Origin of the sequence: Qipengyuania xiamenensis (assembly GCF_019711495.1) — a bacterium.
Classification (GTDB): domain Bacteria; phylum Pseudomonadota; class Alphaproteobacteria; order Sphingomonadales; family Sphingomonadaceae; genus Qipengyuania; species Qipengyuania xiamenensis.
Map to the genome: position 1 here is coordinate 633,631 of NZ_JAIGNM010000002.1, position 24,614 is coordinate 658,244.

Consider the following 24,614-nt stretch of genomic DNA (forward strand, 5'->3'; position numbering starts at 1 on the left):
CTGAGGGGGAAGCCCAGACGATGTCCTATTTGCGTCCTACACACCTTGCCACCGCCTGCGCTGCTGCAGCGATCGCTTTCGCCAGCCCTGCACAGGCGAACGACCTGCGCGCCAGTCTCGAAGAAGACATGCCCGGCCTGATGGAGCTGTACCGAGACCTCCACGCCAATCCCGAGTTGAGCTTCGAGGAGCACGAAACCGCAGCCAAGCTCGCCGCACGGATGAGGGCGCTCGGGTTCGAGGTAACCGAAGGCGTCGGCCAGACCGGCGTCGTATCGGTCATGCGCAACGGTGACGGCCCTGTCGTCATGCTGCGTGCGGACATGGACGGCCTGCCTGTCATCGAACAAACCGGCCTGCCCTATGCGAGCAAGCGGACCGCCACGCCTGCCAGCGGCGTGACGACCGGCGTGATGCATGCCTGCGGTCACGATACGCACATGGCCGGCTTCATCGGGGCCGCACAGCTCCTCGCAGAGCGCAAGGACGAGTGGCAGGGGACGCTGGTGATGATCCTGCAGCCTGCCGAGGAACTCGGACTGGGCGCGCTCGCCATGCTGGAAGACGGTCTCTACGAGCGCTTCCCCAAGCCGGATTACACGATCGCCTTTCATGACGCTGCCGCACCGGCCCCTGCTGGTACGATCGGCTACACGCCCGGTTACGCACTGGCGAATGTCGACAGCGTCGATATCACGGTCAAAGGGATCGGCGGGCACGGCGCCTATCCGCATACGACGGTCGATCCGATCGTGCTTGCAAGCGCGATCGTGATGAAGCTGCAGACCGTGGTGAGCCGCAACTCCTCGCCGCTCGACCCGGCGGTGATTACGGTCGGCAGCTTCCATGCCGGCGCCAAGCACAACATCATTTCGGATGAAGCCAAGCTCCAGCTGACGGTGCGCAGTTATTCGGACGAAAGCCGCAAGCTCCTGCTCGACGGCATCCGCCGCGTCGCGCAGGGCGAAGCGATCACAGCCGGTCTTCCGGCAGAACTCATGCCGGTCATCACGGTCGAGGATCCCTATACGCCCTCGACCTTCAACGATCCCGGTTTCAGCGAAGAACGCGCCGCAGCCTTCCGCGCCCGTTTCGGCGAGGATCGCGTGATGCAGTGGCCTGCGGTGATGGGCGGCGAGGACTTCAGCCAGTTCCGCCGCGCCGATCCCGAAGGCGTGAAATCGATGATCTTCTGGATCAGCGGTACGCCTGCAGAGATGCTCACCGCGCTTGAGGAAGAGGGCAAGCCTTTGCCTTCGCTTCACTCGCCCTTCTGGGCGCCTGATGCCGAAGCGGTGGTGAAAACCGGTGCCGAAGCCATGGCGAGCGCCGCGCTCGACCTGATGCCTGCCAACGGCGGCTGAGGCCGGATAAATTGACGGCTGCCGGAGTGTTGGGGCACTCCGGCAGCCGTTTCTCCTCCCCAGGAGAACTTTAAAGAAGGGTGGTGTTTCTTGTCGGGCTAACGCTTCGCTGCTTGAGCCCGGTTAGCCGTCCGAAGGGACGTAAGTGCCGAGGCGGTGGTGCAGGGCGTTGATCTTCGCCAGCTCCTCGCGGTCTTCCGTCTGGCGCGCGTAGCTTGTCAGGGCCGTGCGCAAGAGGCGGAAATCGGCAGTCGAGAACAGCGCGCGTGCGCGCCCGGGCTCGGTCTTCGGAGTGTCTTCGGTCATCGTAGTCATCCTTCCTCTCCTTACGCTGCTGCGAACTGGTTCATGGTGTTGTCCTTGCCGCCGGCCTTGAGGGCCGCTTCACCGGCAAAGTATTCTTTGTGGTCATCGCCGATGTCCGAACCGGCCATGTTCTGGTGCTTCACGCAGGCGATACCCTGACGGATTTCCTCGCGCTGCACGTTCTTGACGTAACCGAGCATCGCCTGTTCGCCGAAGTACTCCTTGGCGAGATTATCGGTGCTCAGCGCAGCCGTGTGATAGGTCGGCAGCGTGATGAGGTGGTGGAAGATGCCGGCACGCTTCGCGGCATCGGCCTGGAAGGTGCGGATCTTCTCGTCGGCTTCGGCGGCGAGTTCGGTGCCGTCGTAGTCGATGCTCATCAGTTTGGCGCGATCATAGCCCGACACGTCCTTGCCTTCGGCTTCCCACTTGTCGAAAATCTGCTGGCGGAAATTGAGCGTCCAGTTGAAGCTGGGCGAGTTGTTGTAGACCAGCTTGGCATTGGGGATCACCTCGCGGACACGGTCGACCATGCCGGCGATCTGTTCGACATGCGGCTTCTCGGTCTCGATCCACAGCAGGTCGGCACCGTTCTGGAGCGCGGTGATGCAGTCGAGCACGCAGCGGTCTTCACCCGTTCCGGCGCGGAACTGGTAGAGATTGCTGGGCAGGCGCTTGGGCGCAAGCAGCTTGCCGTCGCGGCTGATGAAGACCTGGCCATTGGTGATGTCTGCCGGATCGACTTCGTCGCAATCGAGGAAAGCGTTGTACTGGTCGCCGAGGTCACCCGGCTCCTTCGAGAAGGCGATCTGCTTGGTCAGGCCAGCGCCGAGGCTGTCCGTACGAGCAACGATGATGCCGTCAGGAACGCCCAGTTCGAGGAAGGCATAGCGGATCGCGCGGATCTTCTGGAGGAAGTCCTCGTGCGGAACGGTAACCTTCCCGTCCTGGTGGCCGCACTGCTTCTCGTCCGACACCTGGTTCTCGATCTGCAGCGCACAGGCGCCGGCCTCGATCATCTTCTTGGCGAGCAGGTAGGTCGCCTCGGCATTACCGAAACCGGCGTCAATATCGGCGATGATCGGCACGACATGCGTCTGGTGCTCGTCGATTTCCTTCAGCAGGCGGTGCGTGTTGACGGCATCGCCATTGGCCTTGGCTTCGTCGAGTTCGCGGAACATGCCGCCGAGCTCGCGTGCGTCGGCCTGCTTGAGGAAAGTGTAGAGTTCCTCGATCAGCGCCGGAACGCTGGTCTTCTCGTGCATCGACTGGTCGGGCAGGGGACCGAATTCACTGCGCAGCGCGGCAACCATCCAGCCCGAGAGGTAGAGGTAACGGCGCTTGGTGCTGCCGAAATGCTTCTTGATCGAGATCATCTTCTGCTGCGCGATGAACCCGTGCCAGCAACCGAGCGACTGCGTGTAGTTCGCCGGGTCCTTGTCATAGGCTTCCATGTCCTCGCGCATGATCTTCGCGGTGTAGCGCGCGATGTCGAGGCCGGTCGGGAAGCGGTTCTGGACAGCCATGCGAGCAGCGCTGGCAGCGTCGATGGCAGCCCAGCTGTCGCCGTTCTGGCCGATGGTCTCGTTCATCTGAGCGATGTGGCTCTGGTAGGTCATGGGTAGTCTCCTGTCCGTGTCGCCCCGCAATTGGCGGGCTGTTGCAGTGACAATGCGCGCTGGCAGGCGATTCGGGCAGGGAAATTTACAAAATATCTTGTCAGAAAACCTAGTTTGGGCGTATTCGGTCTGTAAAGATGTAAAGGAATTTACAAATGGCCGAAGATGCCGTCCGCGCAGGCCCCGCGATCAAGCGGCTGCGAAAGCGCGAGAATCTGACCCAGGCGGCGATGGCTACGCGCCTGTCCATTTCACCGAGCTATCTCAACCTGATCGAGCGCAACCAGCGACCGGTCAGCGCGCGCGTGGTCATGGCGCTGGTCGAGCAGTTTGACTTCGATCCGCGCAGCATTCGCGAGGACGAAGCCATCGGCGGCCTCGACGGGCTGGTCCGCCGTTTTGCCGATGAACGCTTCGCGGATCTCGCGGTGGACCGCGATGAGCTCGATGAATTCCTCGCTACCTCGCCGCAAGTCGCTGCCGCTTTCGCGCGCCTGTACGACAAGGCAGGTACAGCGGCGCATCAGGAAGACAGCGCGCTCGCGGCCTCTCGGCGGGAAATCGAGAAGTGGCGCAATCATTTTGCCGACCTCGACCATGCTGCCGAGGAACTGGCCGACGAGATGCGCCTATCGCGCGGCGATATCGGATTGGCCCTGACCGAAAGGTTGCGCGAGCGTCACCAGTTCTCGGTCCGGATCCTGCCGCGCGAGGTCCTGCCCGACAGCCTCAGCCGGCTCGACCTGCATGCGCGGCAGGTCCAGCTTTCCGAAATGCTGGGGCCTGCATCGCGCAATTTCCAGCTGGCGCTCCAGATCGCGCAGCTCGAGAAGGCGGACGCTATCCAGTCGATTGCACAAGGCGCACAGTTCGAGGACGAGGCCGCCCGCGCGCTCTTCAAGCGGCATCTCGACGGCTATTTCGCCGCTGCGCTGCTCATGCCCTACGGTCGCTTTCTGAGAGCCTGCGATGCAACCGGATATGACCTCCCTGTACTGGAGCGACGTTTCTCGGTCAGTTTCGAACAACTCGCTCACCGCCTCACGACATTGCAGCGTGTCGGCCAGCGCGGCCTGCCATTCTTCATGGTTCGGCTCGATCGTGCAGGGCAGTTCTCGAAAAGCTTCATGGGTGCGAGCACTGCCCGCTTCGCAAGTGAAGACGTCTCCTGTCCGCTCTGGGATGCGCATCGCGCGTTCGAGCGCGGGGGTGAGCTAGTGGTCCAGTACGTAAGCCTCGACGATGCCGGTGAGGGGCAGGGAGGTTGGCTCACCATGATGCGCAGTGTCGAGGGAAGCGGAGCGCCGGGCGAGGCGCGCTTCGTGGTCGCGGTCGGGATCGAGGCGGTGCTCGCCACCGATCTTGCGCAGGCGCGCGGGCTTTCCTTGCGGCCCAATGACGCGCAGCGCATCGGTCCGGGCTGTGCAGCATGTTTCCGTGAGGGATGTTCCCAGCGTTCGCTTCCGCCGAGCGGTCGGAAATTGCACTTCGACAGGATGCGCCGCGGAACTTCGCCCTTCGAATTCGGCGAGCGGTGAATTTTGCTGCGTTAACCTTCTTTGCTCGGAACCTGAACGCATGGCGCCGCGTTTTCGCCACATTCAAAGGTTCAGAACTGGAATTTTCTTATGACTGAAGAACGCATTACCGAAACCACCGATGCAGCCGGCAATACCCATACGACCCATACGGTTGTCACGGATAACGAGGGCCGCAGCGGCGGCACTTCGTGGGGGCTGATCATCATCCTTATCGTTCTTGCGATCGGCGCCTTCGTTGTCTTTTCGCAGATGAGCGATGCGGAAATCGCCAAGGACGATGCCGTGGCCGGTGCAGCGGAGCAGGTTGGTGAAGCTGCCAACCAGGTCGGCGATGCCGCCCAGAATGCCGGCGAAGCTGTCGAGGAAGCCGTCGAGAACTGATCGGCGCCACTCCGGCAAAAACTGTCAGGCAGGGCGACGCTTCCTTGGGAAGGGTCGCCCTTTCTGCATCCAAATGCTGTAAAATTTACCGACAGTTCACCCTTTGCGGGTAGTTAAGGAAGGGTATCGATCAACCTTCCGGACGCTCGCAATGACCCGCGCCTGCTACCAGTTCCTGCCGATTGCCGCGCCCGGGCGTGGAGGCCGTGCCTGATGGCCTGGGCGAGCTCGCTTTCCTACCTGTCCTATTCGCTGGGCGCGATCGTATGTGGTCTTGCAGCCTTGTGGATCGCAAGGGCCGGGGCAAAGGACCGCACCGACCGCTGGGCAGGTGTCGTGGCGCTCGTCCTGACGGCAAACTGGTGCTTTGCAGCAGCCAGCTTCTCGGCCGATCATGTCCTCGTCCAGTTCACCGAGCTGACGGCCAATCTCGGGTGGATTTACGTCCTCTTCCGGTTGTTCGCCAATGATGGCCGCGACGAGAGCCTGCGTATCGTTCGGCCGGCGGCAATCGCGCTCGGCTTTGTCGAAAGCCTGCAATTCGTCCTGCTGATCATCCAGCAACGCTATGCGGTTACTGCCGATCTGGCCGCGCTGACATTCGAGACATCGACCCTGTTCCGGGTATTGGTCTCGATCGGGGCGCTGGTGCTCCTGCACAATCTCTACGTCGGGGCTTCTCCCTCTTCGCGCAGGATCCTGCGCTGGAATGCTGCGGGGCTGGCGGGCCTGTGGGCTTTCACCCTGAATTATCACACCATCGCCTATCTCGCTGGCGACTATCCGACGGAAATGTTCGCATTCCGCGGGCTTGCATCGGCGGTGGTGGCCATCCCCTTCGCGCTGGGGTTCGCCAAGCGCGCGGCAGGCCTGACATTCAGCCCTTCGCGTGCGGTTACCTTCCGCTTCCTCTCCTTGCTGGTGATCGGCGGATACCTGCTCGTCATGCTGGGCCTTGCCAGCTGGCTCGATATCCTGACGGGCAGCGGAGCGCGGCTGACGCAGGTGGGCCTCGTGATCGCGGCCGGGGCGCTCGCACTAATCTGGCTACCGTCGAACAAGCTGCGCGGCTGGCTGCGCGTGACGGCGATCAAGCACCTCTTCAAGCATCGCTACGACTACCGCAACGAGTGGATACGTTTCACCCACACCATCGGCCGGGCCGGTCTCGACGATGCCAGCCTCCAGCAGCGCGTGATCAAGGCGCTTGCCGACATCACCGACAGCCCCTCCGGCCTCCTCCTGTGCGGAGAGGATGAAGGCGCGCTGCAACTTGCGGCGCACTGGCGCTGGCCGCAGATGGGGGTGCCGGCCGATGCGTTCCCGCTCGAGCTGTGTGCAATCATGGAGCGTGAGGGCCTGATCCTCGACCTCGATGAAGTCCGCGACGGGGTCGATTATCACGGCGAGAACGCGCTCGTACCGCCATGGCTGCGCGAGGAGACGCGCGCCTGGGCTGCGGTGCCGCTTATCCACTTCGATCGCCTCGTGGGAGTCATCATCCTCGCCCGCCCGCTCCAGCAGCGCAAACTCGACTGGGAGGACTTCGACCTTCTCGGCATCGTCGGCCAGCAACTTGCGAGCTACCTCGCCGAGCAGGCGGGTCAGGAGGCCCTTTCCGAAGCCTCGCGGTTCGACGAATTCAATCGCCGCATGGCTTTCGTGATGCACGACATCAAGAACCTCTCAAGCCAGATGTCGCTCCTGCTCCGCAACGCCGAGAAACACGCCGAAAAACCGGAATTCCGCAAGGACATGCTGGTCACGCTGAAGAACAGCTCCGACAAGCTGAATATCCTGCTCGCTCGTCTCGGGCGCTATGGAACGGGCTCGGTCGAAAACCTGCAGGATTTCGACCTTGGCGGCATTGCCGAGGCGGTGGTCGAGCGGTCGTCTACCAACCATCAGGTGGACTTGCTGCGCCACGAACTGGTGATCGTTTCCGGCCAGCCCGAAGCACTTGAGCAGGCTCTCCTGCATATCGTCCAGAACGCCATCGATGCGAGCGAAGACGGTTCGGCAGTGCAGGTCGAAACCTTCAGCGACGGGCTTTCGGGCAATATCCAGGTCCTCGACAGCGGGGTCGGCATGAGCCCCGCCTTCGTTCGCAACAGCCTGTTCAAGCCCTTCGTCTCTTCCAAGGAAGGCGGCTTCGGTATCGGCGCGTTCGAAGCGCGCGAGATGATCCGTGCCATGGGAGGGCGCCTCGAAGTGGAATCGCGCGAGGGGCTCGGCACGCGTTTCCTGATCAAGATCCCGCTCAAGTCCGCCCGCTCGATCATTGGCGGACAAGGTACCGCAAAAGACAAGGAACCCGCCTGATGGCAGATGCCAAACCCAAGCTGCTGATCGTCGAGGACGACGAGGGCCTGCAGGCCCAGCTCAAGTGGGCTTACGATGATTACGAAGTGATCATCGCGGGCAATCGCGACCAGGCGCTTGCTGCCGTGCGCAGCGAGGAGCCCGCCGTCGTGACCCTCGACCTCGGCCTGCCGCCAGATCCGGACGGTACCACCGAGGGCTTCGCGGTGCTCGATGCGATCATGCAGATCAAGCCTGACACCAAAGTCGTCGTCGCATCGGGGCACGGTGCGCGGGAAAGTGCACTGCAGGCCATCGAGCGCGGAGCCTATGATTTCTACCAGAAGCCGGTCGATATCGAGAAACTCGGCCTGATCGTCGAGCGTGCCTTCAAGCTCAGCCGGATCGAGGGCGAAAATCGCCGACTGTCGGAGAAGGTGGGCGAGGACCAGACCGTGCTCGGCACGATGATCACTGCCGCGCCCGAAATGGCCAAGGTCGCCCGCACCATCGAGCGCGTGGCACCGACCAATGTGTCGGTCATGCTGCTGGGCGCAAGCGGGACGGGCAAGGAACTGCTCGCCAAGGGTGTTCACGAGGCAAGCGACCGCCGCAATGGTGCCTTCATCGCGATCAACTGCGCCGCGATCCCGGAAAATCTCCTCGAAAGCGAGCTCTTCGGGCACGAGAAGGGCGCATTTACCGGCGCGGTCAAGACCACCGAGGGCAAGATCGAGATGGCCGATGGCGGCACGCTCTTCCTCGACGAGGTCGGCGATATCCCGCTGCCGCTGCAGGTGAAACTGCTGCGCTTCCTGCAGGAACGTGTGATCGAACGCATCGGCGGTCGCAAGCCGATCTCGGTCGACACGCGGATCGTCTGCGCGACACATCAGGACCTCGAGGGCATGATCGGCGAGGGGACGTTCCGCGAAGACCTGTTCTACCGCCTCGCCGAAGTCGTGGTGAAAATCCCCACGCTCGCCGAGCGCCCCGGCGACAGCGTACTTCTTGCCAAGCACTTCCTCGCCCGCTTCGCCAAGGAGATGAACCCGCAGGTAAAAGGCTTCGCGCCCGACGGGCTGGCGGCAATCGATGCCTGGCACTGGCCCGGCAATGTCCGCGAATTGGAGAACCGCGTGAAGCGCGCGGTCATCATGGCCGACGGCAAGCTGGTGGGTGCGGAAGACCTCGATCTCGGTGACGGGACCGAGGAGGAAGAGATGGCATTGAACCTCAAGCAGGCGCGCGAAGCAGCCGACCGGCGGATGATCCGGCAGGCGATGGCGCGCAGCCAGGGTAATATCTCGATGACGGCCAAGCTGCTCGGCATCAGCCGCCCGACGCTTTACGACCTGCTCAAGCAATACGATTTGCAGCCCGGATAGGACGCGCGCTAGGAGCATAGCCGATGGCGCTCCGCACGATCATTGCCGACCCGATGCTGCGCCTGCTGGTTGCAGCAGTTGTGCTGGCCGCAATCCTGCCGATCCCGGCGGCGAATTCTCACATTGCGCAATCGGTCGCCAATGTCGGCATCTTCGTGCTGTTCCTGTTGAACGGCATGCGCGTCTCACGCTCGGAAATCGGGCGCGGGCTGCTCAACTGGCGCTTCATCCTGCCGATGGTGCTGTGGGTGTTCGGGGCCATGGCGCTCGCCGGGCTGGGGCTGAGCAAGCTGGTTGCCTTCGGACTGCCGCCGCTGGTCGCAGTCGGGTTCCTTTATCTGGGAGTGCTTCCCTCTACCGTACAGTCAGCGACTTCTTACACGACGCTGGCTGACGGCAATGTCGGCCTGTCGGTCATCTCCGCAGCGCTGCTCAACATTCTTGGTGTCTTCGTATCGGTGCCGATCTTCCTGTTGCTGGGCGGCACGGGAGAGGGCGCGGTCGGCATGGAGACGATCGAGCGGATCGCGCTGATCCTGCTGTTGCCCTTCGTGATCGGGCAGCTGGTGCAGGGCTGGACGAGCGGATGGGTAGCTCGCCACAAATCACGCATCGTCTGGCTCGACCGGCTGGTGATCGCGCTGGCTGTCTATGTCGCCTTCTCGGGCGCGGTGGAGCAGGGCATCTGGGGTAAGCTCGATCCGCTCGCATGGGGCATGCTTGCCGTCGGCATCGTGCTGTTCCTTGGCGTGGGCAATGCCGGGGCCTGGGCAGCCTCGGGCGCGCTAGGGCTCCCTCGCCGGGACCGGATCGCGTTCCTCTTCGCAGGGGCGCAGAAAAGTGCCGCCGTCGGCGTGCCGCTCGCCACCATCCTGTTCGCGCGCGAGGAGGCAGGCTTCATCGTCCTGCCGCTGCTTCTCTACCACTTCTTCCAGCTGGTGCTGGCAGCGCCGCTGGCTAGTCGTCTGTCGTCAACGAAGCATCTTCGGGATGGCGGCGATTATGCCGCACCGACCACCAGAAGCTGAGCCCGATCAGGACCGCGCCAAGCAGGCCGGTTATCGTTTCGGGAATATGCCAGCGCGCCGACAGCAGCATGATGATGCCGAGCACGATGATCGCCCAGAAGGCGCCGTGTTCGAGATAGCGGTACTGCGCCAGCGTGCCGGTGCGCACGAGGTGGATGGTCATCGATCGCACGAACATCGCCCCGACGGACAGGCCGAGCGCGATGATCACCATATTGTTCGACAGCGCGAAGGCGCCGATCACGCCGTCGAAGCTGAAGCTCGCATCGAGCACTTCGAGATAGAGAAACCCGCCGAGGCCGGACTTCACGATCTCGCCGGCAGCTTTCTTGCGGGCTTCGCGCGCCTCGATGATCGCGGCGATGGCGTGGACGGCGATGAAGGTGACGAGGCCGAGGATGGCTGCGGTGAGGAAAGTGATCGCGTCATCGGGCATCAGCAGTGTCGACACCGAATAGACGAGGATCAGGACCAGCCCGATCTCCACTGCGGGCACGGTGGAGAACTTGTTGATCGTCCGCTCGAGCGCGGCGATCCAGTGGACGTCCTTGTCCTCCTCGAAGAAGAAGGTCAGGCCCACCATCGCGAGAAAGGCCCCGCCGAAACCGGCAATGCCGATATGCGCATCGGAAACGATCCGTTCGTATTCCGCCGGATTGTTCAGCGATAACGAGATAGCTTCCATCGGGCCGACTTGCGCCGCGATCGAAACGATGGCGATCGGAAAGACGATCCGCATGCCGAACACGGCGATCAGGATGCCGATTGTCAGGAAGCGTTGTTGCCAGACCGGGTCCATATCGCGCAGCACGGTGGCATTGACCACCGCATTGTCGAAGCTGAGCGACACCTCCAGGATCGACAGGACCAGCACGATCCACAGGATGCCGAGCGTCGCCGTGAGGGAGCCTGTGCTCGCCCAGCCATACCATGCGGCAAGGCCGAAGCAGATCGCCGTGAAGACGAGCGAAAAGGTGTAGTATTTGCGGATAGTTTCCATGGGTGCGGAGGTCCCTCAGCCCTTCTTGGGCTGGTAAGTCTGGTCTGCGGTTGGGAAGCTGCGCGCGCGCACTTCCTCTGCATATTGCGCCACGGTCTTCTCGATGACCTCGGCGATGTTCTCGTACTTCTTCACAAAGCGTGGCACGCGTTCGAACATGCCGAGCATGTCCTCGGTCACGAGTACCTGCCCGTCGCACTGCGCGGAGGCGCCGATGCCGATCGTGGGGCAGGACACAGCCTTGGTCGCTTCGATCGCGATGGGTTCGAGCACGCCTTCGAGTACGATTGCGAAAGCACCTGCCTCGTCCAAGGCCTTGGCATCGCCGACGATCTTTTCCGCTTCTGCGCCATCACGCCCGCGCGCCATGTAACCGCCGAGCACGTTTACCGCCTGCGGCGTAAGGCCGACATGGCCCATCACAGGGATACCGCGCTGGTTGAGGAAGGAGACGGTCTCGGCCATCTGTTCGCCGCCCTCGAGCTTTACTGCAGCTGCGCCGCTTTCCTTCAGCAGGCGCGAGGCGCTTTCGAAGGCCTGTTCCTTCGATCCTTCGTAGGAACCGAAGGGCATGTCGACCACGACCACCGAGTGATAGCTCCCGCGCACCACGGCTGCGGCATGGTTCGCCATCATATCGAGAGTGACGGGAATGGTGGAGGGCAGGCCATAGATCACCTGTCCAAGCGAATCCCCGACCAGCAGCAGGTCGCAATGAGCGTCGAGCAACTGAGCCTGCCGCGCCGTATAGGCGGTGAGCATGACGAGCGGGTCCTTGGTCTCCCCGTCCGCCTTGTGCGCACGGATCTTGGGGACCGTCAGCCGCTTCATCGGCTGGGGTGTGGGATTGGCTCGGCTGGTGCTCGTATCGAGCTTGAAAGTCGTCGACATGTGGCTCGCCCTAGCAAGTGCTGTGCAGAGTGCAAAGCAACGCTTGGACAGGCGCAGGTTTCCGTGCTTTAAGGCCGCACACAAACGCGGTGCGGGAGGCATCGCGGGACGAGAGGGAATTACACGACAATGGTCGCTGCCGGCAAAACCACTGGCGAGGGCTGGTCCTCGCGCACAGCCTTTATTCTCGCAGCCGTAGGTGCTGCGGTTGGACTTGGAAATATCTGGCGTTTTCCGACGCTTGCAGGGGAAAGCGGAGGCGGCGCCTTCGTCATCTTCTATATCGGCTGCGTCTTCCTGCTCGGCCTTCCGCTGGTCCTTTCGGAGATTTTCATCGGACGCGTTGGCCAGACCGATGCGGTCGGTTCGATCCGCAAGGTGGCCGGCGAATCCAACTCATCGCCGAGCTGGTCGATCTTCGGCGGTATCGGCGCGATTGCGGCTTTCCTGATCGTTTCATTCTATTCCGTCGTTGCCGGCTGGGTGCTTTATTATGCCGGTGTGATGGGCTGGGACCTGCTCCAGGCCATCATGGCTGGCGATCCCTTCCGTGGTGCACTGGTCGGTGAAGACCAGGGCCAGATCCAGCAGCGCCTTGGCGACATGTTCGCGTCCTGGCCGCTGCTCCTTGCGATGCACTTCGCCTTCATGGGGCTGACCCTCTACATCGTCGCGCGCGGCGTGAGCTCCGGTATCGAGAAGGCAGCGACCTACCTGATGCCTGCGTTCTTCGTGCTGCTCGTCGGCCTCGTGATCTACGGCGCAATCGAGGGTGATATCGGCGATGCCGTCGCCTTCTTGTTCACGCCCGATTGGTCGAAGCTGACGCCGCAGGTCATGAACTCGGCGCTTGGACAGGCGCTGTTCTCGCTCTCGCTCGGTGTGGCGGGGCTCATCACCTACGGTTCCTACATCAAGGAGAAGAGCAACCTTGGCGGAACGGCCGCGATGATCGCGATTGCCGATACGAGTGTTGCTCTGCTGGCAGGCCTGATGATCTTCCCGATCGTGCTCGCCGTCGGCCTCGACCCGGCTGCTGGCCCGACGCTGGTATTCCAGACGCTGCCCTTCGCCTTCCAAACGATGCCGGCAGGCGCGCTGTTCGGTTTCCTCTTCTTCGTGCTCATCCTCGTGGCTGCTATCACCAGCTCGATCTCGCTGCTCGAAGTGCCGACCGCATGGGGCATCGGCGAGCGCGGCTGGAGCCGTCCGAAATCGGCGCTGATCTTCGGCGGCGGCGCCTTCGTGATCGGTATCTTCTGCCTGCTCGGCTACAATGTGTGGTCGGATGTCCGTCCGCTCGGCTTCTGGTCGCTGTTCGAGAATACCGACATCCTCGACACGGTCGACGGCTTTACGGGCAAGGTCATGCTGCCGGTCGGCGCACTGCTGACTTCGATCTTCATCGGCTGGAAGGCGGACGTGAACTTGCTGCGGACCACCACCGGCCTGTCGCCCTGGGCGTTCAGCCTGTGGCGCTTCCTGATCGCATGGCTGTGCCCGATCGCTGTGGCGATTATCCTCGTGACCGGACTATTCCCGAGCATCTTGCCGGCCTGATCGCCATCCGCTGACGTAAAAAGGGCCGCCCTGTGAGGGGCGGCCCTTCGCGACTCGTTTTGTCGTTATTGGGTCGAGTTAGATATCGACCGATTCCACGTGGCGTTCTTCCGCCTCGTCGTGGACATTCATTCCGAGCGCCATCTTGGCCGTGTTCAGCAGGCCAAGGTCGCCGCTCCAGATTTCGGCATCGCCGAGGTCCATGCGCAGGAACAGGATGTCGGGGTCGTCCTTGCCGCCATCGTACCAGGCCTCGACGAAGTTGTTCCAGAACTGGTCGAAACGCTCCTTGCTGTTTTCGACCGAGAGCGTGCCGTCGAAACGCGCGAACATGTCGTGATCCTTGCCGGCGAAGCTCGCCTTGACCTTGCCGAGCTGGGCGAAGGTCGAGTTCTTCTGCGTGAAGAACCAGATCGAGCTGTTGGCGTCTTCGTCGAGCTGTGCGGTCATGGGCACCGAGGTGTCCGAGCGGCCGTCGAGTTCGAGGAAGAGGAAGGGCGAGTCGGCGAGCGCCAGCCAGAACTTCTTCTTGAGCGCGTCGGGATTGCCTTCGGCGTATTTCATGTCGGTGCCTTTCTGAATTGCGTTTGCCCGATCAACGGCTTGCAACGGCATACAGTTCCTCAGCTGCGTCAGGACGAGACTGCGAAAGGATGAATTGCGAATCGCCAGGGATTGGAACATAATGGGAACAGACGAGTCGATTCTCCATGACCCAACCCGATCTTGCCTCCTTGCCGATTACGGCCTTCGAAGACGTCGCCACGCTGTCTGCGCGGCGCAGCGCACGCTGGCGCCCGGGGCTGGCGGCGATGCAGGGGAAGGCCCTGCACAGCGAGATATTCGCCTCGTCGCGCGAGGCTGCTGGGGCAGGGGCGGCACTGGCGCTCGCCCTCGACGACTGGCGCTGTGCCCCCCGCGCCGACGGACAGGAAGCAGAAGACCGGCGCGGTGTGCTGTGGGTGCAGACCCGTGAAGCTGCGCGCCTTGGCGGGCGGCCTTACCGCGCCGGATTGCCGCAGGATCTGCAGGGGCGGGTGATCCATGTTCTGGCCGAGAAGGCGGAAGATGCGCTCTTCGCGCTGGAGGAAGGCCTGCGGTGCCGCGAACTCGGCTTCGTGATCGGAGAGGTTGCAGGCAATCCCAAGGCGCTCGATTTCACCGCCTCGCGGCGGCTGACGCTCACGGCACAGAAACATGGTGTGCCGCTGTTCCTGCTGCGCATCGATGCTGCGCGCGACCTGTCTTCGGCACGGATGCGCTGGGATGTGACCTGCGCGCCCTCCGATGCACCCGAATGGAATGCGCAGGCACCGGGCGATCCGGCATGGAAGGCCGAACTCTTCCGTGCACGTAGCCACGCGCCCGGCGAATGGCTGCTGTCGGAGAAGGGCGGAGAGCTTGTCGCGAGCAGGGCCCGCGAAAATGCCGATCGCGCGGTGGCGAACTGGACAGCGGGGCTGCAGCATCGCCGCATGCCCCGCAGCGCGTGAATACTGGCACGGCGGACAAATCCCATCCGCCGCCGCAGGCCCGCCGCATTCTCTCGATCTGGTTGCCGGCCATGGCGATGGACCGCTGGCGGCTGGGCGCGCCCGAGAGGCGCCAGCTGGACGAGACGCCGCTGGTCCTGATCGCCGACACCGCGCATGGACCACGGATCGAGGCTGCCAATCGCGCAGGCGCTGCTGCAGGGGCGAGGGCGGGCATGATGCTAGCCGATGCGCGAACGCTGTGTCCTGAAATTGCGACTGCCCCTTCCGATCCGGCAGGCGATCTCGCCTTCCTCGAAAAGCTCGCCGTCTGGGCACAGCGCTGGGGCCCGTGGTCCGCAATGGATGCGCCTGACGGATTGCTGGTCGATGTAACCGCAGTGCCGCATCTCTTCGGTGGGGAGGAAAAGCTGGTGGCTGATGTCGCGGCCGCTTTCGCAAGGCGCGAGCTGGCGGTGCGCTGCGCCATCGCCCCTACTGCGGGTGCGGCCTGGGCCCTGTCGCATTATGCAGCCTCGGGCACGGTCCTTGGTGCCTGCGACGATGCCGAGGCGCGGCTGGGCGAACTTCCCGTGGCCGCGCTCCGGCTCGACCAGGATGTCGTCACCGTCCTGCGCCGCCTCGGTCTCAAGAAGCTGGGGGAGCTGACCACGATCGGGCGCGATGCGATCCAGCGGCGGTTCCGCAATCGCAAATCGCCCGCAGCCAATCCGCTGATCCGGCTCGACCAGTTGCTCGGCCGCGTGCCGGAGCCGTTGCTGCCGGTGGTTCCGCAGCAGATGCCGCTGGTCCAGCGCCGCCTGCTCGAGCCGATCCGCCACCGCCAGCTGCTCGACCAAGTGGTGTCCGATCTCGCCGACGACATGGCGCGCGAGCTGGAAGGGCGAGGCGAAGGCGCGCGCAGGCTCGAACTCGGCCTGTGGCGTGTCGATGGCGAGGTTACTGTGCGGCGTCTCGAGCTTGCTGCCGCCACCCGGGAAGCGGCGCATATCGTCCGCCTTTTCGCCAGCAAGCTCGACGATATCGACGCGGGTTTCGGGATCGAGATGCTGCGCCTGCGGGCCAGCTGGGCCGAACCGCTGGCGCTGGACCAAGGCGATATCGAGGCGGCGGCGGAAACCCACGGGATCGCCCTGTCTGCCCTGGTGGACCGGCTGGCCGTGCGTCTCGGTGCGCAGGCAGTCACGCGCCCGGTCCCCTTCGCGAGCCACATCCCTGAGCGTGCGCAGCGCTGGCAGGCGCCGCTCGATCCGGAACCGGCGAGCCAGGGGCAGCTGGCCTTTCACAAGCGGCCGCTCAAGCTGCTCGACAAGGCGGAACGGATTGCGGTGCTCTATGCCACGCCGGACGGCTATCCGCAGCGCTTCCGCTGGCGCGGCGAGGTACACGAGGTCAGCCGTGTCGAAGGTCCGGAGCGTATTGCGCCCGAGTGGTGGCGCGAACGCGGTGCCACGCGGCTGCGCGATTACTACCGGATCGAAGACCAGCGCGGCAGGCGCTACTGGATTTACCGGTTGGGTATCGTGGGGGACGGACGCGGCGGTGCGCCCGACTGGTACCTGCAGGGACTATCCGCGTGAGGCTCAGCCTTCGGAGGCTGTTTCGGGGTCGAGTTCGCGGATTTCCTCTTCGGTGAGCGGCTCTTCTTCCACGCCCTCGATCTCGGAAAGCTCGGGCGCCAGAGCGCTCTTGCGGCAGACACGGTAGGCGGCCTCGCCGCGGCGATCGCGGATGTTCTCTACCGTCGTAGCGGCAATGCGCGACTGCTCGAGCGCGCCGGGAGAATCGTTGAACGGCGGGACGAGCACGGTCGCAGGTACGCAGCGCTCGGTCTTCGCGTCACGATCACCTTCATCGGCCGGTCGATCCTGTGCGGACACAAGGCTGATCGGCAGGGCGACGCACAGGGCGCCAAGGGCAAGCTTGAGTTTCATCTTACGACCTCCGCCTGCCCCAGTGGACGAGGCGAAGTGACGCAGCGGTGAACGGTCAGTCCTGCGAGGAAACCAGCGACGCGCGCCGACCGCGCTTGGCGACAGGGATATTGCCGAAATTGGCAACCGGGCCGGACTGGACTTCGACGACTTCGCAGGTCTCGGCAACGACCTTGTGTGGGATCGGTCGTTCGAAGACGAGACCGCAGCTTCTCTCGTTGGCCCAAACGACCTTCCCGAAATACTCGTGACCGCGCCATGCCAGCAGGCCGGAGACGCCTTCCTGCGGCGGGTTGTCGGTCTCGAAGCGCGCGCCGGCTTCCGAAAGGTCTGAAAGGCGGCCTTCGCGATCGCCGCCCAGCATCTTGAGCTTGGCTTCACAATCGACCGAATAGCGCTGGACGGTCCGGCGCTCTTCCGCGTTCATGGTGGGAAGTTTCTGGAATAAAGCCACGTGCACCCCTCAGTTGATCAGACGGGTGTGCGCGAGCAGTGGTTAATGCCGACCTTTGCTTCAGCCTTTATGCCATTTTAACCATAAAGGCGGGCCCGCCGGTAGCGGACCCGCCTCCATCATTGGCTCGGAAAAGTTACTCGGAAGGGGCAACCAGCAGGCGCGAGCCGAGCGGCTGGAGCGAGCGTGCTGAGGAACCGAGATTGGTCTGCATCGCCGCGATCTGGCTGGCGCTGGCGGTCATGGGAGTGTCGGCGACATGCCAGTTCACGCCTTCGCTGCACGGCGGAGTGGTCAGCGAACCCATGTAGCGGAACACGTCGAGATCGTCGGGCACCATCTCGTTGATGTCGAATTCAACGGCGGCGCCTTTGCCTTCGCCGACACCTCCGACGATTTCCGCGAGCGCGGGGTTTGCGTCGCCTTCCTCGAACATGACACCGAGAACGCCCAGTTCGCCTTCATCGGTCGCGTGTACGAAGTGGGCGACTAGCGGATAGCGCTTGCCCGAGATCGCGTGCTCGGACGGCGTGTGGAAGTGCACCTGGATGAGGTTGAACTCCTTGCCGCCCGAATTCATTCCGAAACCGGCAGGGAAGTTTACCTGCACCTTCTCGGTGCCGAGATCGATCGTGCCGGTGCTGTTGCCGAAATTGGTTTCGAGCTCGATTTCGCCGCGCGCATTTGGTGCGCCAAGATCGATCGGCGACTGGTTCAGTCCAGCATCGCAAATGGCGTAATCGGTGTTGATGGTGGACCATCGTTCGGGCGCAGTGCCGTCACCGAAATTCCAGTCCTTTTCCTGCGCGAGAACAGGCGTCGCGGCGAGCGCGACGAGTGCAAGGGAAGCAAAAGTCTTCATTGTGTACTCCAACCGTCGGCGCTTTGTGGCAGAGGCAGTTGGAATGCCGGCCCCGCCACGCGTTCGCGCCGCTTGATACCTTCGCCGATCATCTTGGGATGATGGCATCGATACGTCCGACATCACGGATGCAATTGCGCATCCGCCAGAGGGGCCCGGTCCGTGCGGTGAATACGCAGTAGGAAAAAGAAGGTTCCCGCCTGCGTATGCCTTTTGATATTGGCGAATCCTGCGTGAGAACGTATAGTGAACAAATGGCCGCGCAGACTGTCCTCCAGAAGCTCGAGATCCTCGCCGATGCGGCGAAATACGATGCGTCTTGCGCGTCGTCCGGAACGGCGAAGAAGAACAGTCTTGGCGGGAAGGGTATCGGCTCGACCGAAGGGATGGGCATCTGCCACGCCTATGCGCCCGATGGCCGCTGTATCTCGCTGCTCAAGATCCTGCTGACCAACCACTGCGTGTTCGACTGCCATTACTGCGTCAATCGCAAGAGCTCGAACGTGGCGCGGGCGCGCTTCAGCCCTCAGGAGGTGGTGGACCTCACGCTCGCCTTCTATCGGCGCAATTATGTCGAAGGGCTGTTCCTGTCCTCAGGCATCGTGAAGAGCTCGAACCACACGATGGAGCAGATCGTCGAGGTCGCCCGCATTCTGCGCGAGGAGCACGATTTTCGCGGCTACATCCACCTGAAGACCATCCCCGAGGCGGACCCGGAGATCGTCCACCAGGCGGGGCTCTATGCCGACCGTGTGTCCATCAATGTCGAACTGCCGACCGACAGCGGGCTCACCCGCCTCGCACCCGACAAGAATGCGCGCCAGATCGAAGGTGCGATGGGCAAGGTGAAGGCCGACCTCGTCGAGGCAAAGGATGCGAGGAAGCGGTTCAAACATGCGCCGCGCTTTGCCCCTGCCGGCCAGTCGACGCAGATGATTGTCGGCGCCGATGCCGCGACCGATGCCGATATCGTGGGCAAGGCGAGCAGGCTCTACGGCAATTTCCGCCTGCGCCGCGTCTATTACAGCGCCTTCTCGCCGATCCCCGATGCCAGCGCGGTGCTGCCGCTGAAGCGCCCGCCGCTCATCCGCGAACACCGGCTCTACCAGTCGGACTGGCTGATGCGCTTCTATGGCTACAAACCGGCCGATGTCATGCAGGCGACCGAGGCGGACGGGAATTTGCCGCTCGATATCGATCCCAAGCTCGCATGGGCGCTGAAATTCCGCGAGGCCTTCCCGGTCGATGTGAACCGCGCCAGCAAGGAACAATTGCTGCGCGTGCCCGGCCTCGGCGTGAAGGCAGTGGGCAAGATTCTCGCCAGCCGTCGCCACCGCGCTCTGCGGCTCGACGACGTGGCGCGGCTCACCCAGTCGATCACCAAGGTGCGGCCCTTCATCTGCACCGTCGACTGGCGGCCGGTCACGCTGACCGACCGCGCCGACTTGCGCAGCCTGCTCGCGCCCAAGTCCGAGCAGCTGGAGCTGTTTGCCGCATGACCGCTCTCCAGCACGTCAAGCTCGGCACCTATTACGTGGTCAACCTGCCCGAAGCGGACGATTTCGACTTCTGGCGCGAGCGGGCGCGCGCGCTCGTCCAGTGCGAGGTGCCGCCCGACCGGATCGCCTGGGTCGAGCCGGGCGGCAGCGGCGATCTGTTCTCGCACGGCGAGCGCCGGATGCCGGTCGCGCCGATGGACGCAAGGCCGGTGCGCGCCAACCGGCGTTTCGTGAGCCTTGCGAAGAATGCCATCCTCCATTCCGACCCCGAACGGTTCGCGCTGCTCTACCGCCTGCTCTGGCGGCTCCAGTCGAACCCTCGCATGATGGAGGACAAGGCCGACCTCGACGTGCGCCGGGTGGAAGAACTCGACAAGAACGTGCGGCGCGACAGCCACAAGATGCACGCCTTCGTCCGCTTCCGGCTGGTCGAGAGCGAGGATGAGGAGGTGGGCGAGCATTACGTCGCCTGGTTTGAGCCCGAGCATCACATCCTGCGCGCCAATGCGGGCTTCTTCATGCGGCGCTTTTCGAACATGCGCTGGTCCATCCTGACCCCGCGCGGGAGCCTGCACTGGGACACTGAGACCATGTCCGAAGGCCCGCCTGCCGAGCGTCACGATGCGCCCGGCGGCGACCCGATGGAGGATCTCTGGCGCACCTATTACGCCTCTATTTTCAACCCCGCGCGCCTCAAGATCGGGGCGATGCTGAAGGAGATGCCCAAGAAATACTGGAAGAACATGCCCGAAGCCGCGCTCATTCCTAACCTCATCGCGGGCGCGCAGGGGCGCGAAGCGAAGATGGTCGAGAAAGGCGCGCTGGAGTTCGAGGAGCGGCCCGATACGCTCGCCGCGATCGACAAGGCGATCCATGGCTGTCGCAAGTGCCCCATCGGCCAGCTCGATAACCACGCCGTGATGGGCGAGGGGCCTCGAGATGCTGCGCTGATGATTGTCGGCGAACAGCCCGGTGACCAGGAGGACCAGACCGGTCGCCCCTTCGTGGGTCCGGCAGGGCAATTGCTCGACGCGCATCTGGAGAAGGTCGGTATCGACCGCCGCGCGGCATACGTCACCAATGCGGTGAAGCATTTCAAATACGTCCAGCGCGGCAAGCGCCGCCTCCACCAGAACCCGGGAGCGAAGGAGATCGACACCTGCCGCTGGTGGATCGAGAGCGAGCGGGAGATCGTGAAGCCGAAGCTGGTGCTTGCCATGGGCGCGAGCGCGGCGCGCGGAATGCTCGGCAAGACGGTGAGCATTTCCAAGGTGCGCGGCGCGCCTATCCCGCTGGAGGATGGCAGCGAACTCTGGGTCACCGCGCATCCCTCCTATCTCCTCCGTCTCGACGGTCCAGCGCGCGAGGAGCAGGCGCGGCTGTTCGATGCCGATCTCGCTGCAGTGAGGGAGCGGCTGGCGGAACTCGCGTGACATGCCCGAGAACGACCAGCAGATACCCAAGCGAACGATCGAGATCGATCCGGACGGCATAGACGCGCCGCCGCGCAGCGCGTTCGTCGAACTCGGCCTTGTTTCCTGTTTCAGCTTCCTGCGCGGTGCGTCGGATGCGGTGGACCTCGTGCTGCAGGCCCGCGCCTTGGGCTATGACGCGATCGGGATTGCCGATGCCAACACCATGGCAGGAGTGGTGCGCGTGCATACCGAGGCGAAGACGCTCAAGCTTAAGCCCTGCATCGGCTGTCGGATCGAGACGGTCGAGGGGCTGGCCTTCCTCGCTTATCCCAAGAGCCGCAAGGCCTATGGCAGGCTCTGCCGCCTGATTTCGGCAGGGCGGATGCGCACGCTGTCGGGCGAGTGGCAGGAGAAGGGCGAGTGCGACATCTCGCTTTCCATGCTCGCGCGGCATAGCGAGGGCGTGCAGCTGATCCTCGTGCCGCCGCGCGACCTCGCGCGCGAATTCACCGTCCCGGCATGGGCGAGCAATGTCGTGGGGCTCGGCGGCGAGAAGGTGCAGGAGCTGGTCGCCGCACCCTTCGAGGATATCGTGCCGCACCTCGTCGCGGGCCTGCCGACCTTGCGCCATATCGCCGCGGCCTTCCTCTACACCGATAGCGACGTCGCGCGGATCGAGCGGCTCGATGCGCTGGCACGCGCGAACGGTCTCTCCATCCTCGCCACCAATGACGTGCATTACGCTACACCCGACAAGCGCCCCCTGCAGGACGTGATGACCGCGATCCGGCACAAGACCACGGTCGCCCGCGCCGGGCACTTGCTCCACGGCAATGCCGAGCGATACCTCAAGCCGCCCGAGACCATGTCCCGCCTCTTCGAACGCTGGCCGCACGCCATCCACGCCGCACGCGAGGTGGCCGATGCCTGCGATTTCAGCCTCGACGAGCTGAAATACGAATATCCCGAAGAGCTCTATCCCGGCGGGGCCGAGCCGCAGGATTATCTCGAAAGCGAGACATGGAAGGGGGCCGAGTGGCGCTACCCCGCAGGCGTTCCCGACAGCGTCACCGAGACGCTGCACAAGGAACTGGCGCTCATCGGCAAGATGGACCTCGCGCGCTATTTCCTGACCATCAAGGACATCGTCGATTTCGCACGGACCAAGGTCGACCCGCCGATCCTGTGCCAGGGGCGCGGGAGCGCAGCCAATTCGGCCGTCTGCTATTGCCTCGGCATCACCAATGTCGACCCGGCGCAGCATCAACTGTTGTTCGACCGCTTCATCTCCGAAGACCGCAAGGAACCGCCCGATATCGACGTCGATTTCGAGCACGAGCGGCGCGAGGAGGTGATCCAGTATCTCTACCGCAAATACGGCCGCCATCGCGCCGGACTATGCGCCACGGTGATCCATTACCGCCCGCGCATGGCCATCCGCGAAGTGGGCAAGGCGATGGGCCTGACCGAAGACGTCACCGCCGCGCTCGCCAAGACGGTGTGGGGCGGATGGGGCCGCGAGATCAGTGAAAAGCACGCTCAGGAAACGGGTATGGACGTGACCGACCCTCATCTGAAGCGCGTTCTGAAACTGACCGAGCAAATGATTGGTATGCCGCGCCATTTGTCGCAGCATGTTGGCGGGTTCATCCTCACCGAAGGCGCGCTGACCGAGACGGTGCCGGTGGGCAATGGCGCTATGCCAGACCGCAGTTTCATCGAGTGGGACAAGGACGATATCGAGGCGCTTGGCATACTCAAGGTCGATGTCTTGGCGCTGGGCATGCTGACCTGCATCAAGAAGTGCCTCGACCTGCTCGACGACCACCACGGCCGCACACTGAGCCTCGCATCGGTTCCGCGCGAGGACCCGGAAACCTATGCCATGCTGCGGTCAGGGGACTCTCTCGGCGTCTTCCAGGTCGAAAGCCGCGCGCAGATGAACATGCTTCCCCGCTTGCGCCCGCGCGAATTCTACGATCTCGTCATCCAGGTTGCCATCGTGCGCCCGGGCCCGATCCAGGGCGACATGGTGCACCCCTATCTCAAGCGCCGCCGCGGGGCGGAGCCGGTGGTGATCCCCGCACCATCGCCGCAGCACGGCCCGCCCGACGAGCTGTCGAGCATTCTCGAGCGCACGCTGGGCGTTCCGATCTTCCAGGAGCAGGCGATGAAGATCGCGCTCGACGCGGCGAAATTCTCGTCCAAGGAGGCGAACCGCCTGCGCAAGGCCATGGCCACCTTCCGTAGTCGCGGCATGGTGGACGAGCTTCAGGACATGATGGTCGAGCGCATGGTCACGCGCGGTTACGATCGCGAGTTCGCGCAGCGGTGCTTCAACCAGATCCGCGGCTTCGGCGAGTACGGCTTTCCCGAGAGCCACGCGGCGAGCTTCGCGCATCTCGTCTATGTGTCGAGCTGGCTCAAATGCCACTTCCCCGCCGCCTTCGCCTGCGCGCTGCTCAACTCGCAGCCCATGGGCTTTTACGCGCCAGCCCAGATCGTGCGCGATGCGGCCGAGCACGGGGTGCGCGTGCTGCCTGCGGATGTGAACCTCTCGCAATGGGATTGCACGCTGGAGGAGATCGGCAAGGGCGGGGCGGACCATGGCGAAAGCGGGCGTCTCGACAAGCATATCGCGCTGCGGCTCGGCCTGCGCCAGATCGACGGCCTGCCCGAGGCGGTTGCCGCGCAGCTGATCGCCGAACGCGAGGAGAACGGTGCTTACGAGGACGTGCGCGCCCTGCGCGACCGGGCACGGACCGGGCCCGCGCATGTCGAGCGGCTCGCCAGCGCCGATGCTTTCGGGTCGATGGGGCTCACCCGCAGGCAGGCCTTGTGGGATGCGCGCAGCCTTGTCGGCGGACCTGACCTGCCACTGTTCGCCGCCGCTGCCGCGCGCGATGAGGGGGCGGAGAGGCAGGTCACGCAGCTGCCTCAGATGCCGCTCTCCGAAGAAGTCGTGGCAGATTACCAGACCACGCGTCTCAGCCTGAAAGCGCACCCGATGGCCTTCCTGCGCGCCAGCCTTGCCGAGCGCGGCTTCGTGCGCGCCTGCGACCTGAGGGCGAAGAAGTTCCGCTCCATGGTCCATGTCGCGGGCGTGGTGCTGATCCGCCAGCGACCCGGCAGCGCCAAGGGCGTGTGCTTCATCACGCTGGAGGACGAGACCGGGGTCATCAACCTCGTCGTCTGGCCGGACCTCAAGGAGAAACAGCGCCGCGTGGTCATGGGCTCGCGGCTGATGGAGGTGAGGGGCCGCGTCGAATATGACGACGAGGTGATCCACGTGATCGCGCAGCACATGACCGATGCGACGGGCGAGTTGCACAAGCTCTCCGACGACATGCTCAACGCCCCGCTCGCGCGCGCCGACCACGTCAGCAATCCGCTCCCCGACAAGTTTAACCCGCGCGACAACTTGCGCGAGGGTGCAGACGATCCCTACCAGCCCGTGGAGCCGTGGCAGGAGCCGCCGCCGGGCAATCGCGAATGCGGCTGGCATCAGGGTCATCCGCGCGACGTGCGCATCATCCCGAAATCGCGCGACTTCCACTGAGACCCGCGTTAGGGGCGCG

At 63.8% G+C, this 24,614-nt stretch carries 20 protein-coding genes; 12 read left to right on the forward strand and 8 right to left on the reverse strand.

The annotated features are described in order from the left end of the window. Positions 1-20: 20 nt before the first annotated feature. Entirely contained in the window at positions 21-1,364 is a 1,344-nt protein-coding gene (locus tag K3165_RS11330; protein ID WP_221549036.1) for an amidohydrolase, read from the forward strand. A gap of 123 nt (positions 1,365-1,487) precedes the next feature. Here K3165_RS11330 and K3165_RS11335 read toward each other — a convergent pair whose 3' ends face one another. Together K3165_RS11335 and K3165_RS11340 are read right to left on the reverse strand one after the other, a co-directional pair. Beyond that, the gene (locus tag K3165_RS11335) at positions 1,488-1,670 is read right to left on the reverse strand and encodes a hypothetical protein (RefSeq protein WP_006832439.1); all 183 of its coding nucleotides are present in this window, start codon (positions 1,668-1,670) and stop codon (positions 1,488-1,490) included. 20 nt (positions 1,671-1,690) lie between these two features. Next, positions 1,691-3,289, reverse strand: a complete 1,599-nt coding sequence (locus K3165_RS11340) for an isocitrate lyase (RefSeq protein WP_221548967.1) — start codon at positions 3,287-3,289, stop codon at positions 1,691-1,693. Positions 3,290-3,444: 155 nt separating this feature from the next. Here K3165_RS11340 and K3165_RS11345 point away from each other — a divergent pair, with 155 nt between their 5' ends. From K3165_RS11345 to K3165_RS11365, 5 genes are all read left to right on the forward strand, one after another. Continuing rightward, positions 3,445-4,827 carry a helix-turn-helix domain-containing protein gene (locus K3165_RS11345; RefSeq protein ID WP_221548968.1) on the forward strand — a complete coding sequence of 461 codons (1,383 nt, stop codon included), beginning with the start codon at positions 3,445-3,447 and terminating at the stop codon, positions 4,825-4,827. A gap of 90 nt (positions 4,828-4,917) precedes the next feature. Next, entirely contained in the window at positions 4,918-5,211 is a 294-nt protein-coding gene (locus tag K3165_RS11350) for a hypothetical protein (RefSeq protein ID WP_221548969.1), read from the forward strand. Positions 5,212-5,424: 213 nt separating this feature from the next. Beyond that, a complete protein-coding gene (gene prsK / locus K3165_RS11355) occupies positions 5,425-7,533 on the forward strand; it encodes an XrtA/PEP-CTERM system histidine kinase PrsK (protein ID WP_221548970.1) in 2,109 nt (702 codons plus the stop codon). Next, a complete protein-coding gene (gene prsR, locus K3165_RS11360) occupies positions 7,533-8,900 on the forward strand; it encodes a PEP-CTERM-box response regulator transcription factor (protein ID WP_221548971.1) in 1,368 nt (455 codons plus the stop codon). Before prsK ends, prsR begins: the two co-directional genes overlap by 1 nt. Before the next feature lie 23 nt (positions 8,901-8,923). Further along, complete coding sequence (locus K3165_RS11365) at positions 8,924-9,928, forward strand: bile acid:sodium symporter family protein (protein ID WP_221548972.1); 1,005 nt, start codon at positions 8,924-8,926, stop codon at positions 9,926-9,928. Here K3165_RS11365 and K3165_RS11370 read toward each other — a convergent pair. Beyond that, positions 9,858-10,928, reverse strand: coding sequence for a DUF475 domain-containing protein (locus tag K3165_RS11370; RefSeq protein WP_221548973.1), 1,071 nt, complete (start codon positions 10,926-10,928; stop codon positions 9,858-9,860). The genes K3165_RS11365 and K3165_RS11370 overlap by 71 nt on opposite strands. A 15-nt stretch (positions 10,929-10,943) precedes the next feature. Then, positions 10,944-11,819: a 3-methyl-2-oxobutanoate hydroxymethyltransferase gene (gene panB, locus K3165_RS11375; protein ID WP_221548974.1), complete on the reverse strand. Its 876-nt coding sequence runs from the start codon at positions 11,817-11,819 to the stop codon at positions 10,944-10,946. Positions 11,820-11,948: 129 nt separating this feature from the next. Between panB and K3165_RS11380 the strand changes: the two genes are divergently transcribed. Then, a complete protein-coding gene (locus K3165_RS11380) occupies positions 11,949-13,379 on the forward strand; it encodes a sodium-dependent transporter (RefSeq protein ID WP_221548975.1) in 1,431 nt (476 codons plus the stop codon). Positions 13,380-13,457: 78 nt separating this feature from the next. On the opposite strand, the gene K3165_RS11385 is transcribed toward K3165_RS11380, so the two are convergent. Beyond that, positions 13,458-13,943 carry a pyridoxamine 5'-phosphate oxidase family protein gene (locus tag K3165_RS11385; protein WP_221548976.1) on the reverse strand — a complete coding sequence of 162 codons (486 nt, stop codon included), beginning with the start codon at positions 13,941-13,943 and terminating at the stop codon, positions 13,458-13,460. A gap of 146 nt (positions 13,944-14,089) precedes the next feature. Between K3165_RS11385 and K3165_RS11390 the strand changes: the two genes are divergently transcribed. Beyond that, entirely contained in the window at positions 14,090-14,872 is a 783-nt protein-coding gene (locus tag K3165_RS11390; protein ID WP_221548977.1) for a hypothetical protein, read from the forward strand. Positions 14,873-14,943: 71 nt separating this feature from the next. Further along, complete coding sequence (locus tag K3165_RS11395) at positions 14,944-16,452, forward strand: DUF6504 family protein (RefSeq protein WP_221549037.1); 1,509 nt, start codon at positions 14,944-14,946, stop codon at positions 16,450-16,452. Positions 16,453-16,455: 3 nt separating this feature from the next. On the opposite strand, the gene K3165_RS11400 is transcribed toward K3165_RS11395, so the two are convergent. The 3 genes from K3165_RS11400 to K3165_RS11410 form a co-directional block, all read right to left on the reverse strand. After that, entirely contained in the window at positions 16,456-16,806 is a 351-nt protein-coding gene (locus tag K3165_RS11400) for a hypothetical protein (RefSeq protein ID WP_221548978.1), read from the reverse strand. Positions 16,807-16,861: 55 nt separating this feature from the next. Continuing rightward, on the reverse strand, positions 16,862-17,260 hold the full coding sequence (locus K3165_RS11405) for a PilZ domain-containing protein (RefSeq protein WP_221548979.1): 399 nt from the start codon (positions 17,258-17,260) through the stop codon (positions 16,862-16,864). A 136-nt stretch (positions 17,261-17,396) separates the two neighbouring features. Further along, positions 17,397-18,122, reverse strand: a complete 726-nt coding sequence (locus K3165_RS11410; RefSeq protein WP_221548980.1) for a carbonic anhydrase — start codon at positions 18,120-18,122, stop codon at positions 17,397-17,399. A gap of 254 nt (positions 18,123-18,376) precedes the next feature. Here K3165_RS11410 and K3165_RS11415 point away from each other — a divergent pair, with 254 nt between their 5' ends. The 3 genes from K3165_RS11415 to K3165_RS11425 are packed head-to-tail and all read left to right on the forward strand — an operon-like array spanning position 18,377 to position 24,595. Continuing rightward, positions 18,377-19,621, forward strand: coding sequence for a putative DNA modification/repair radical SAM protein (locus tag K3165_RS11415; RefSeq protein ID WP_221548981.1), 1,245 nt, complete (start codon positions 18,377-18,379; stop codon positions 19,619-19,621). Beyond that, positions 19,618-21,054, forward strand: coding sequence for a UdgX family uracil-DNA binding protein (locus K3165_RS11420; protein WP_221548982.1), 1,437 nt, complete (start codon positions 19,618-19,620; stop codon positions 21,052-21,054). The genes K3165_RS11415 and K3165_RS11420 overlap by 4 nt, the downstream gene beginning before the upstream one ends. A gap of 1 nt (position 21,055) precedes the next feature. Beyond that, positions 21,056-24,595: an error-prone DNA polymerase gene (locus K3165_RS11425; RefSeq protein WP_221548983.1), complete on the forward strand. Its 3,540-nt coding sequence runs from the start codon at positions 21,056-21,058 to the stop codon at positions 24,593-24,595. The last annotated feature ends 19 nt before the right edge of the window (positions 24,596-24,614 follow it).